The following is a 12,722-nucleotide window of genomic DNA, read 5'->3' as shown; positions in this document are numbered from 1 at the left end:
TAATGGCAACCTTAATTGATCATCAGAAAATGAAAATTCGTTTTACCCCTTGTTCAATACCTCAAGTTTGGCAAAGCGAAGCAAAAGTTTTTTGATGCCTCCGTTATCAAAATGAATCTCGGCTTTTCTATCATTTCCAACTCCTTCAATGTTCAGCACTTTTCCTCTACCAAAACGTGTATGATTCACCAATGCTCCTATTCCTAGATCAGGGTCAATATCATTGGTGTTTGAAGCTGGGGATGAAATCTCAGGTTTAAGCTTTCGCAACTTTCTAAGTTGGTTCTCATTGGGTTTTTGAACACTTGGCGGAGTGCCATTTTGCGGCTTTATTTGACGAAGCTTACTTTTATCCACCTCTCCAAAAATATTGGCATTAAGCATGGATTTATAGCGGTAACCATCGTTCACGGGTACCAAATTATCTACGTACTTTTCATCAATCTCCTCCAAAAAACGACTTGGTTCGGCATCAATCAATTTTCCCCAGCGGTATCTGTTTTGGGTATAGGTAAGATAAGCCTGTTTTTCGGCACGGGTCAATGCCACATAAAAGAGTCTTCGCTCCTCTTCCAACTCACTTCGGGTGTTCATGCTCATAGCGGATGGAAACAGATCTTCCTCCATTCCAACGATATACACATACGGGAATTCCAATCCTTTTGCCAAGTGAATCGTCATTAAAGCCACACGGTCATCATCTTCCACATCTTTATCCATATCCGTGGCAAGGGCTACATCTTCCAAAAACTCTGTCAAACTACCTGTAGCATCAGCTATTTCTTTCTGACCTTCTACAAAATCCTTGATACCGTTCAAAAGCTCCTCGATGTTTTCCATTTTGGCAATTCCCTCAGGTGTACCATCCTTTTTGAACTCTAACAACAAACCAGTTTTTTTGGCAACATGCTCAGATAAGGTAAAAGCATCATTGGCTTCGTTCATAATCTGAAAACTCTTGATCATGGTTACGAAATCCGATAATTTTCGCTTGGTGCCCGCATTGATGTTAAGGTTCAAACGGTCCAGATTATCCATCACTTCGTAAACAGAACGATTGTAATGATTGGCTGCCACCACCAATTTATCAATTGTAGTTTGTCCAATGCCTCGAGCTGGAAAATTAATGACTCGCTTAAGCGCTTCTTCATCTTTTGGGTTGATAATCAAGCGCAAATAGGCCAATACATCCTTGATTTCTTTACGTTGATAAAAAGAAAGTCCGCCATAAATGCGATAAGGAATATCCCTTTTCCGTAAAGCATCTTCAATGGCTCGTGATTGTGAATTGGTACGATACAAAACGGCAAATTCTCCATTCTGTAATTGTTGCTGCATTTTATTTTCAAAAATGGAACCTGCCACATACCTGCCCTCTTCCGCATCTGTAGGACTACGATGAATTTTAATCAGTGCTCCATCATCATTGGAGGTCCACACATTCTTTTCCAACTGGTTTTTATTGTTGGCGATAATGGAATTGGCCGCATTCACGATGTTTTTGGTGGAACGATAATTCTGCTCCAAACGGTATACCGCTACATTATCATAATCCCGTTGGAAATTCAAGATGTTGCTGATGTTCGCCCCACGGAACGAATAGATACTCTGCGCATCATCCCCCACCACACAAATGTTTTGAAAACGGTCGGACAATGCCTTTACGATCAAATATTGGGAATGGTTGGTGTCTTGGTACTCATCCACCAAAATATAGCGGAACCGATCCTGATATTTCATCAAAACATCAGGGAAACGGGTCAAAAGCTCGTTGGTACGCAACAACAGATCATCAAAATCCATGGCTCCTGCCTTAAAGCATCGATCCACATAATTCTGATAAATTTCTCCCAAACGAGGTCGCTTGGCCATGGCATCAGCCTCCATCAGCTCTGGATTTTGAAAATAGGCCTTGACCGTAATCAAGCTGTTTTTATAAGAGGAAATCCTGTTTTGGACCTGTTTGTACTTATAAATATCCTTGTCCAGCCCCATCTCTTTGATAATTGAGGCTATTAAACGCTGGGAATCCTGGGTATCGTAAATGGTAAAATTGCTCGGATAACCCAATTTATCTCCATCAAAACGCAGAAGTTTGGCAAAAACGGAGTGGAATGTCCCCATCCAAAGGTTTTTAGCCTCAGAATTCCCAACAATAGTGGCAATCCGTTTTTTCATTTCACGGGCCGCTTTGTTGGTAAAGGTCAATGCCAATATATTAAAGGAATCCACCCCCTGCTCCATCAAGTGGGCAATACGATAGGTCAACACACGGGTTTTTCCAGATCCTGCACCTGCAATCACCATCAACGGTCCGTCTTTATGTAAAACGGGGGCACGTTGCGCATCATTCAATTCATCTATAAAATTACTCAAGGACTAGAAACTTTTTTAAAGAGGGGTGAAATTAGCCAATAATGCCCTGATGCTAAAATCTAGCTTTCAATATTTATAAACAGGGTTTCGGATTTGAATTGATTTTTAAATATATTTAACCCCTCAACGAATATTGCTGATGAATTTTTACCGTTTCCCCCTATTTCTTTTAATTTTTATGACTTTTTCTGGAATTTCCCAAAAAACAAAAACTGGCCCCTATATTGAAAATTATGGCGCAGTTTGGGAAATTGACAACCCAGATTTTAAAACTGACACCTCACAAGAGTTCAAGGTTGTTTTTGATGTGAAGGATGGTCCAACGGATGATAACGAACTTAACAGAAACTTAAATACTGTGGCTCGTTTCCTAAACATGCATGGTCAAAGCGGTATTCCGCTTGCTCAATTAAAGGTGGCGCTGATCGTACACGGTACAGCTGCTAGAAATTTATTGACGGATGAAGGCCATCAAAAAAGATACAAGACAAATAATCCCAATCGGGAACTTGTGGAAGAGCTTTTAAAGGCGGGTGTAGAAGTAATCATGTGCGGACAATCTTCAAAAACCCGTGGACTTCCAAAGGAAGAGTTGATTCCAGGGGTAAAAATTGCGCTTTCGGCCATGACCGCCAACATTCAATTTCAAAACCAAGGATACCGTCCAATTAAATTATAATAAACCAACACAGAATGAAAAAAGTATTAGCCCTTGCGCTTTGTTCCGCGAGTTTGTCCATGTACGCTCAAGAACATAAACTGGATAAGGACATCGATGCCGTCGAGTCGAAAGTGATTGAATGGCGACGCGACATGCACCAAAACCCAGAATTGAGTAACAGAGAATTTAAGACTTCCGAAAAAATTGCTGCCCACCTAAAATCTTTGGGCATGGAAGTGACCACTGGGGTAGCTCACACAGGAGTTGTTGGAGTTTTGAAAGGCAAAAAACCAGGGAAAGTGGTGGCTTTAAGAGCTGATATAGATGGTCTACCAGTTACTGAAAGAAATGACTTGCCTTTTAAATCTGAGGTTAAATCCGAATTCTTGGGTCAAGAAGTGGGTGTTATGCACGCTTGTGGCCACGATACCCACATTGCTGTTTTAATGGGGGTTGCTGAAGTGCTTTCCAAAAACACAGATAAAATAAAAGGTACTGTAAAATTCATTTTTCAACCTGCTGAAGAAGGAGCCCCTCCAGGAGAAGAAGGCGGTGCCGAACTAATGGTAAAAGAAGGCGTTTTAGACAATCCGAAAGTGGATGCCATTTACGGATTGCACATTGGATCTTACTTACCTGTTGGACACATTGCTTATAAACCAGGTGGAACTTTGGCCGCCGCACAACGTTTTGTGGTGACTATTAAAGGAAAACAATCCCACGGTTCTGCTCCTTGGAGTGGTGTAGACCCGATTTACGTAGCTGCTAAAATTGTAGATGGTTTTCAATCCATCATCAGCCGTGAATTGGAATTGACCAAGGAAGCTGCTGTAATCACTGTTGGTAAAATTTCAGGTGGGGTTCGTAATAACATTATTCCAGAGAGTGCCGAATTGGTGGGAACCATCCGAACCTTGGATTACGATATGCAAAAGCAGGTGAACGATCGTATGAAAGAAATGGCTGCTGACATTGCCAAAGCTTACAGAGCGGAAGCAACTGTTGAAATTGCCAAAGGTGTGCCGATTACTTATAACGACCCAGCATTAACCGAAGCTTCATTGGGAAGTCTTCAATATGCTGCAGGTTCCGATAATGTGCATTTGATCAAGGCCGTTACTGGCGCTGAAGATTTCTCTTTTTATCAAGAAAAAGTACCTGGATTCTTTTTCATTTTAGGTGGAAAAGACCCAAATGCAGGTCCAAACGAACATTTCCCTCACCACACGCCTGATTTTAAAATTGACGATAGCGGATTGAAGCTTGGTGTTAAAGCCATGACCGAAATAGCTTTGGATTATTTGAATCGCAATTAAGTCAAACTCAAAACTAGCTCTCGAGCCCCGATATCCCCATTTATTTGGAATTTGGATATTGGGGCTTGATATTTGTAACAAACACTTCAATTTGTTTTAATGGAAAGTATTATTGATTTTTTCGCAAGCATTTCATGGTGGGTTTGGATTTTGATTTTCCTAGCCATTGTGGCCATTCGAGACATCTTTTTCCAAAAAGCCCATACCATTAGCCATAACTTTCCCATTGTTGGCCATTTACGTTATTGGTTGGAGAGTATCGGTCCTGAAATGAGGCAATATTTTGTGGCCAATAACCGCGAAGAGCTCCCATTTAATAGAATTGAGCGGAGCTGGATCTATGCTTCGGCCAAAAAAGAAAACAATTATGAAGGGTTTGGTACCGACCGTGATATTTACAAGCATCAACACATTTTTATAAAAAATGCAATGATTGGATACCAAATGAAAGAAGGTCATCCAAATGTCAAAGACCCCTACTTTATGCCTTGTGCAAAAGTCATGGGGGCATACAATAAACGAAGAAAGCCATTTCGACCTGCCTCAATTATTAATGTATCGGCGATGAGTTTTGGCTCACTTTCTGCTGCTGCCATTGAATCTTTGAACAGTGGGGTACATAAATGTGGGGCTTATCACAATACAGGTGAAGGTGGTTTATCTCCCTACCACAAACAAGGTGGAGATGTTATTTTTCATTTTGGGACAGGTTATTTTGGTGTTCGATCTCGGGATGGTGGTTTTTCCATGGATAAATTAAAAGTTTTGGTAGATGAAAATCCATTCATCAAAGCCATAGAAATCAAACTATCACAAGGAGCCAAACCAGGAAAGGGTGGTGTGCTCCCAGGCTCCAAAATCACCCCCGAATTAGCTGAAATTAGAGGCGTCGAGGTTGGAAAAGATGTTATCTCTCCTCCTACCCACACAGCGTTTACAACTATTCCAGAATTACTGAGTTTTATCGAGTCAATCGCAGAAGAAACTGGACTCCCTGTTGGCATTAAAGGTGCCATTGGAAAATTGGACCAATGGGAGGAATTGGCCATTTTAATGAAAAAAACGGGGAAAGGACCTGATTTTATAACCATTGATGGCGGTGAAGGTGGCACGGGCGCTGCTCCACCCAGCTTTGCTGACCACGTTTCCCTACCTTGGACCTACGGTTTTTCTTCCGTTTATAAATTGTTTAAAGACCAAGGTTTGTCCGAACGCGTAGTATTTATTGGAAGTGGCAAATTAGGATTTCCGGGAAAAGCCGCCATGGCTTTTGCTTTGGGGGCAGACTGCATTAATGTTGCCCGTGAGGCCATGATGAGTATCGGTTGTATTCAAGCGCAGGTTTGCCATACCAACCGTTGCCCTTCAGGCGTGGCTACGCAGAACAAATGGCTTCAAAATGGAATCAGTGTGCCCCTAAAGTCGGATAGATTGGCACAATATTTTAAAACCTTTCGAAAAGAATTTATTGAAATCACTCATGCTGCAGGTTATGAACATCCTTGTCAATTTAAAATGGAAGATGTGCAAGTAAATGTAGATGATGATTATCTTAGCAGCGATTTAAAGAAGGTTTATGGATATGAAAAGGCTATTGTGAGCTTTGAATCCATGCAACATTTATATGACTGTGAACACCTTGGTGGCAAAACAAAACAAGCTTAACCCCCATATTTTTAATACAAAAGAAACCAACTACTTATGAAAAAAATTTATACGCTAATTTTATTCGCAGCACTTTCCACAAGTGCTTTTTCACAACGAAAAAGTGACCTAATTGCAGAAATTGACAATTTGAAGGTCCAGATTTCTGAAGTTGAGCAAGAATTGGCCAAAACCAAAAGAGAAGTCTCTTCGACCAATGCCGAAGCCGAGGCTCTACGAACAGAAAATGTGACTTTACGTGATGCGAATGCCACTTTGTTGGGCAATTTGAGCAACTTTTCTGAACTGAGTAAGCAAAACTCCGATAACGTGAATCGTGCCATGGAAGCCTTGGCCAGAAAAGAAAAGCAATTAAGCGGCATTAATGATATGATTTCGTCCAACGATTCCACCGCCATTGTTTCTTTGACACACATCAAACAAAGTTTGGGTGAAAATGCCAAAGTTGGTGTTGCCGAAGGTGTCATTTCCATTTCGAACAGTTTGGACAAACTTTTTGGTTCAGATACTGGTACGGAATTGACCGAGGAAGGCAAAACTTGGTTGCAAGGAGTAGCTAATGTGATCAAATTGAACCCCAACTTTACTACCGAAGTGGAAGGATTGAATATTACAGGTGAATTTGGACCTACCTATCTTCAGGCAGCTTCTGTTGCCACTGAATTGGTGACTACTTTGGAAGTTCCTGCCGAAAAAATCGGAATCTCAGTGAAAGACGGTAACTTTAAGGAAGGTATAAACATAAAATTACAACCTAATTACAAAGGTTTTTATGCAACGGCCAAGCAAAGCGCCAAAGCGGCCCAATAAGATACCCTTTCAATATACTTTTTAAGGTTTTGATGCGTTGATGGTAATGTAAAATCAACAAAAACCAAACTATCTTATGAGTGGAGATCAAATCCTTCAGTTATTTGCTTATTTATTGCCCGCAGTAGTAACTGGCGTAGTGGCTTTCTATTTCTTTAGACTGCACACCAAAAACGAAGATGGCCGCAGACGATTTTTACTGCACAAAGATTCCCAAAAGGAAACTTTACCCATCCGATTGCAGGCCTATGAGCGCATGGCACTATTCCTGGAGCGAATTACCTTGAATAATTTGGTAGTGCGCGTAGCCCCAAAAACCAAAAGCAAAAACGATTACGAAAATCTTCTCATCAATCAGATTGAAACAGAATTCGAACATAATCTTTCACAACAGATCTATATGACGGATGAGTGCTGGAGCATTATTAAAACAGCTAAAAACGCCACTATTCAAGCGATTCGTTCGGCTGGTATGAGCGAAACGGACTCTCCAGACAAATTACGAGAAGACATTTTGAACCAGACCATGGAAAAACAATCGCCTTCCAATGCAGCTTTGGCATACGTTAAAAAAGAGGTGAGCGACCTTTGGAGTTAATTACTCCTGATGCTCTGGGTCGATAGGACTGGTTTCTTCGTTCTTATTCTTAGCATACAAATAACCACGTTTCCACCACAAAGTCATTCGTTCTTTATTGAACACCAATGAGTTTGTGGTGAGGACCGTAGGCGTATAATAAAAGTTGATGATAGCATCTTTTTGGTTGGCCACCAACTTTCCAATCCTAATGTTTTGATTTTCAATTCGGTCCAACATGAAACCAAAGATGGTCGTAATCAAATCAAAGGGATTTTTAGACGACATTCGATTCATATGATTGACCTCGGTATGCAAAACCACCACATCAACCTCCGTGGCACCGCGATTTAGGGCTTCTTCGATCGGCACCAAGCTACCCAATCCCCCATCGGCATATTCACAACCATTTTTTTTCACCAAACTCATAAAGGGTGTGTAATTGGACGAAATCCAAATCCAATCAATAAACTCATCGTAGGTGCATTCATTAATCGACTTGTATTCCACTTGGTTCAAGGACAGATTGGAAACGGTGACCACAACATCAGAATTACCATCTTTTAAAGCTTCAAATTCTTCAACAGTAATAGATCTTCGGATAAGTTTTCTCAAGTTCTCACTCTCACCGAAGGTTTTCTTTCCCCTAATAAAGTTCTTCACCACATTCCAATGGTTGATAGCAATGATTTCAACCCCATGCTTCTTTTTGATGATAAAAGGGCAATTATTAAAAATGCTGTCTTGATCTACCGAAGAATAAATTTCCTTGATTTTATCCAACTTGTTCAGCGCCAAATGGGAAATCAATAGACTACCTGTGGAAGTTCCCACAAACAAATCGTACTCGTGTTTGGCTTCTTGAATTAAAAATTGGGCAACTCCGCCCGCAAAAGCACCTTTGCTTCCTCCACCAGAAATTACCAATGCCCTCATTCACCTAAAGTTTTGTCCAAAAATCGTTTTTCTTCTTGACTTAACGAAGGGTATAATGATTTTACCATGGTTAAATTACCCTCTTCCTGCAAATAATCGTTGAGCATATCGATAGCGGATTTTTTAAAATGCCAAACATGATGGTTGCAGGCATCAATCATGTTTTTTAGGCTCTCTGGGGTAAATCCACCTATATTTTGCAAATATTGAAAAGCCAGTAATCTGGTCTCAAAATGATAGGCAGAACCTGTATATTGGGTTAATTCTTGAAAATAGGTTGGTGTTTTATCAGGCTGATATTCGGGAGTGACTAAAGCTAAAGTCAACCACAGTAAGCGAATATTTTTGTTCGGAAAACCAACAATGTCATCAGTTTCATCGAGATAATGTGGCCTATTCTCAGGGAAATCTGACCATAAATGGTATAAGGCAGCTTCAATAGTGGCGTAGCTTTCGTCAGTTAATAAAGTTTCCGCTTCAGTTTTAAGTTCTTTGGGAATGACTTTTTGGGATAAAATGACTGATTGTCTAACCTTTAGGTCATCTGTGTTTAAAATTTCTTTTAAAAATAAGGGAGAAAATTCGCCACCATATTTCAATACTAAATTTCGTTTTAAAAAGCTTGAGTTAAGACCATCCCACTCCCCTTTTATCAAAGATTCGGCGGTGCCCCTTTCGTCTCCAATTTGATTTTGAAAGACAAAATATTGGTTGAGTGATTCACTCTTTTTCGACAAGAAGGCTTTTACCTTCTCCATAGGGAACTCATCACTTTTTAGCCAAGTTTGTTGAAATTCATTCAAATCCAATCCTGATTCCTTTTCCATTTCTGTTATAAAATCAGGAATTGAAACACTTTGATACGCGTATTTTTTCAAATAGGTTTGAATCGCTTTTTTAAAAGCCTCCTCTCCTGCTTGCTCTTGCAGCATCACCAAAGCCCAAGCCCCTTTTTCATAAAAAGTAAGACTCCCCGCGTTCGGATTTTGCAATACCTCTCCTTGGTCATCCTCCGAAAACTGATTCAAAGCCTTGGCTGTTTCCCATAAACGCCAATAGTAATAATCTTCACCAAAAATGTCTCTTTCGGCCAAATAAGCATAAAAAGTGGCAAAACCCTCGTGCAACCAATGGTGTTCACTACTGGTTTCTGTCACTAAATTCCCAAACCACTGGTGCACCAGTTCGTGGGCATTTACATTTACGTAGTTTTTATCCAAAAAAGCAGTGGAATCTATCACATATTGATTGGAAAAAATGGTGCAAGTGGTGTTTTCCATGCCTGCATACAAAAAATCTTGTACTGGAACTTGTTTGTAGTTCTGCCATGGATAGGCAACCCCAATTTCCTGCTCTAAAAAATCAAAAATGCGTTTGGAGTATCGGTAAGTTGGCTCAACCTTTAAACTATCCTTAGGCTCATAATACAATTCAATGGGGATTCCAGATGAGGATTGAACCCTTTCTTTATCAAAATTGCCAATGGCAAACCCAACCAGATAACTGCTCATGGGTTTTTCCATATCAAAATTCCAGGTCGTTTTGTCCGATTCACCTTTCCTTTCTTTTAAAACACCATTCGCTATGACTTCGTAATCGCCTTGAACAGTTATGGACAAATCAAACTCCACCTTTTCACTCATTTCATCAAAACTGGGCATCCAATGACTGGTATATTTTCCTTGTCCCTGGGTCCAAATTTGTTCATTCCCTTGTACATTATCTTCCCAGCCTAAAAAATATACAGTTTGAGAGGGTTTGGCCACATAGTTTACTGTCAAATTATGGGTGCTTGCTTGTTGGAGGCTATTTTTGATGGTGAGTTTTCGATTGTCGTATTCAAAATCTATGGTTTTGCCATCTAGAGTCACTTGGGAAACCTCCATATTCACCGCATCCAAAAAGATGGATTCCACATCGGATATAACTTCAAACTGATAGGCAACACTACCTTTTAATTGTTTTTCTTGAGGGGTAGGTTCAATAAATACTGCTCCATGAACAAAATCTACTTTGTCCTGAATTTGTGAGGACAAGAGTTGTGCAAAGAATAAAAAAATAAGAATCGGGGTCAGCTTCATACCATCATCATATCAAAAGTCTTTCCAAATTACATATTTTAGTTCGATGAATCCCAATTTTCTGCAAACTCCCATAGCTTATTTGAAAGGTGTTGGCCCAAATCGGGCCGATACCCTCAAGTCGGAATTGGGTATTGAAACCTATCGGGATTTATTGCACCTATTCCCTAATCGCTACCTGGATCGCACCAGTTATTACAAAATTAACCAGCTGCAACCCAGCGGTGCCGATGTGCAAATTGTTGGGAAAATTATCCACCTAAAAACGGTGGAACAAAAGCGGGGAAAACGTTTGGTGGCCTCTTTTGTGGATGAAACTGGACAAATGGAACTGGTTTGGTTTCGCAGCCATAAATGGATTCGTGAAAACCTAAAACTCAATGAACCCTACGTGGTTTTCGGACGGGTTTCCAAATACGGCAGTACCTTTTCCATGCCCCACCCCGAAATGGAGTTGTTGCGCAACCACGAACAAGGACTCAAAATTGCCATGCAGCCCATTTATCCGTCTACGGAAAAATTAAGCGCCAAAGGCATTACCAATCGGGTGGTTAGCAAAATGGTCCAACAACTTATTTTGGAATCCAAAGGCAATTTTCCAGAGCCTTTATCTCGACCCATTTTGGAAGAACTTAAATTGATTCCTAAAGCTGAAGCATTGTTCAACATTCATTTCCCAAAAAATCAGGAGTTATTGGCGAAAGCCCAGTTCAGATTAAAGTTTGAAGAGTTGTTCTTTGTACAACTGCAACTTATCTCAAAAAAAATACTCCGAAAACAAAAAATAAAAGGGATGCCCTTTGGTGAAGTTGGCGAACATTTTACAGAATTCTTTGAAAACCACCTACCATTTGATTTGACCAATGCCCAAAAACGGGTCATCAAGGAAATACGTAACGATTTGGGCAGCAATGCGCAGATGAACCGATTATTACAGGGAGATGTTGGCTCTGGAAAGACTATTGTGGCCTTAATGTGCATGCTTTTGGCTATTGATAATGGATTTCAGGCCTGTTTAATGGCCCCAACCGAAATTTTAGCGACTCAACATTATAATGGACTTAAGGAACTGCTTCAACCCATGGACCTTAAAATTGCTTTGTTGACGGGTTCCACAAAAAAATCAGAGCGCACGCTTTTGCATAATCAATTGGAAAATGGGAATCTGAACATTTTGGTGGGCACACATGCTCTTTTGGAAGATAAAGTGCAGTTTAAAAACCTAGGTTTGGCCATTGTGGACGAGCAACATCGGTTTGGTGTGGCGCAACGGTCCAAGCTTTGGCATAAAAACAACACGCCACCACATATTTTGGTCATGACAGCCACCCCAATTCCGAGAACCTTGGCCATGAGCTTGTATGGGGATTTGGATATTTCAGTGATTGATGAGCTGCCACCAGGACGAAAACCTATAAAAACGGTGCATCGATTTGATGGTAATCGTTTAAAAGTATTTCGATTCATCAAAGATGAAATTGCAAAGGGGCGTCAGATTTATATCGTTTATCCTTTGATTCAAGAATCCGAAGCCATGGATTATAAAGATTTAATGGATGGCTATGAAAGCATTGTAAGGGACTTTCCACAACCTGAATATCAAATCTCCATAGTTCACGGTAAAATGAAGCCTGCTGATAAGGATTACGAAATGGAGCGTTTTCTGAAAGGCGAAACCCACATCATGATTGCAACCACGGTAATCGAGGTTGGTGTTAATGTCCCGAATGCTTCGGTAATGATCATTGAAAGTGCGGAACGGTTTGGACTTTCCCAACTACACCAGCTTCGTGGACGCGTAGGTCGAGGGGCCGAACAGAGTTTTTGCATTTTAATGACAGGAAATAAACTTTCAGAAGATGCCAAAACCCGTTTACAAACTATGGTGGGCACCAACGATGGATTCGAAATTGCGGAAGTTGACCTCAAACTCCGCGGTCCAGGCGATTTAATGGGCACGCAACAAAGCGGCATGCTCAATCTTAAAATTGCAGATATCGTAAAGGACAATCAAATTTTAAAAATCGCCCGTTACCATGCCATCCAATTATTAAAAAATGACCCAAGATTGGAAAAAGAGGAAAACGCACCCATACTTCGAGCCTATTCTAAAATGATAGCCAACAAAACCATCTGGAATTACATTAGTTAAGCCCTTTCTTTTAACAGTTGGATTTCCATTTTACACTATCTATTCCAAAAGTGGTTCATCACTTGTTATATTCTGAAAACCAAGACAAAACATTTGTTAACATTCCAAAAAAACCGCTAAAATAAGCGTTGAACATCGTATTTTTGTG

Annotated in this window: 9 protein-coding genes; 6 read left to right on the top strand and 3 right to left on the bottom strand. The window is 40.4% G+C overall.

From position 1 onward, the window contains the following. Nucleotides 1-42 precede the first annotated feature (42 nt). Nucleotides 43-2,376, bottom strand: a complete 2,334-nt coding sequence (locus BLQ18_RS11745; RefSeq protein ID WP_090296050.1) for an ATP-dependent helicase — start codon at nt 2,374-2,376, stop codon at nt 43-45. Between the two features lie 178 nt (nt 2,377-2,554). Here BLQ18_RS11745 and BLQ18_RS11740 point away from each other — a divergent pair, with 178 nt between their 5' ends. The 5 genes from BLQ18_RS11740 to BLQ18_RS11720 all read left to right on the top strand — a co-directional run bounded on the left by BLQ18_RS11740 (nt 2,555) and on the right by BLQ18_RS11720 (nt 7,426). Further along, complete coding sequence (locus BLQ18_RS11740) at nt 2,555-3,055, top strand: DsrE family protein (RefSeq protein ID WP_245668114.1); 501 nt, start codon at nt 2,555-2,557, stop codon at nt 3,053-3,055. 14 nt (nt 3,056-3,069) lie between these two features. Beyond that, nucleotides 3,070-4,353 carry an amidohydrolase gene (locus BLQ18_RS11735; RefSeq protein ID WP_090296042.1) on the top strand — a complete coding sequence of 428 codons (1,284 nt, stop codon included), beginning with the start codon at nt 3,070-3,072 and terminating at the stop codon, nt 4,351-4,353. Nucleotides 4,354-4,452: 99 nt separating this feature from the next. Next, nucleotides 4,453-6,018 (top strand): FMN-binding glutamate synthase family protein, encoded by a 1,566-nt coding sequence (locus tag BLQ18_RS11730; protein WP_090296039.1) that lies wholly within the window; start codon nt 4,453-4,455, stop codon nt 6,016-6,018. A 36-nt stretch (nt 6,019-6,054) separates the two neighbouring features. Continuing rightward, entirely contained in the window at nt 6,055-6,828 is a 774-nt protein-coding gene (locus BLQ18_RS11725) for a coiled-coil domain-containing protein (RefSeq protein WP_090296036.1), read from the top strand. Nucleotides 6,829-6,904: 76 nt separating this feature from the next. Next, a complete protein-coding gene (locus BLQ18_RS11720; RefSeq protein ID WP_090296033.1) occupies nt 6,905-7,426 on the top strand; it encodes a DUF7935 family protein in 522 nt (173 codons plus the stop codon). Here the strand turns inward: BLQ18_RS11720 and BLQ18_RS11715 are convergent, their stop codons facing one another. Beyond that, on the bottom strand, nt 7,427-8,341 hold the full coding sequence (locus tag BLQ18_RS11715) for a patatin-like phospholipase family protein (protein ID WP_090296028.1): 915 nt from the start codon (nt 8,339-8,341) through the stop codon (nt 7,427-7,429). Continuing rightward, a complete protein-coding gene (locus BLQ18_RS11710) occupies nt 8,338-10,377 on the bottom strand; it encodes a M1 family metallopeptidase (protein WP_245668113.1) in 2,040 nt (679 codons plus the stop codon). Before BLQ18_RS11710 ends, BLQ18_RS11715 begins: the two co-directional genes overlap by 4 nt. 91 nt (nt 10,378-10,468) lie before the next feature. On the opposite strand from BLQ18_RS11710, the gene recG reads away from it, so the two are divergent. Continuing rightward, nucleotides 10,469-12,574 carry an ATP-dependent DNA helicase RecG gene (recG, locus tag BLQ18_RS11705; protein WP_090296019.1) on the top strand — a complete coding sequence of 702 codons (2,106 nt, stop codon included), beginning with the start codon at nt 10,469-10,471 and terminating at the stop codon, nt 12,572-12,574. Nucleotides 12,575-12,722 lie beyond the last annotated feature (148 nt).

The sequence above is a fragment of the Flagellimonas zhangzhouensis genome (assembly GCF_900102925.1).
Classification (GTDB): domain Bacteria; phylum Bacteroidota; class Bacteroidia; order Flavobacteriales; family Flavobacteriaceae; genus Flagellimonas; species Flagellimonas zhangzhouensis.
Note: the sequence above shows the minus strand (reverse complement) of the source record. Positions and strands in the feature narration are given on the sequence as shown.

Bases quoted from the DNA above. Each gene is read 5' to 3' on its own strand.
- BLQ18_RS11725 (WP_090296036.1), top strand. From the start codon at position 6,055: ATGAAAAAAATTTATACGCTAATTTTATTCGCAGCACTTTCCACAAGT.
- BLQ18_RS11720 (WP_090296033.1), top strand. From the start codon at position 6,905: ATGAGTGGAGATCAAATCCTTCAGTTATTTGCTTATTTATTGCCCGCA.
- BLQ18_RS11735 (WP_090296042.1), top strand. From the start codon at position 3,070: ATGAAAAAAGTATTAGCCCTTGCGCTTTGTTCCGCGAGTTTGTCCATG.
- BLQ18_RS11715 (WP_090296028.1), bottom strand. From the start codon at position 8,341: ATGAGGGCATTGGTAATTTCTGGTGGAGGAAGCAAAGGTGCTTTTGCG.
- BLQ18_RS11730 (WP_090296039.1), top strand. From the start codon at position 4,453: ATGGAAAGTATTATTGATTTTTTCGCAAGCATTTCATGGTGGGTTTGG.
- BLQ18_RS11740 (WP_245668114.1), top strand. From the start codon at position 2,555: ATGACTTTTTCTGGAATTTCCCAAAAAACAAAAACTGGCCCCTATATT.
- recG (WP_090296019.1), top strand. From the start codon at position 10,469: ATGAATCCCAATTTTCTGCAAACTCCCATAGCTTATTTGAAAGGTGTT.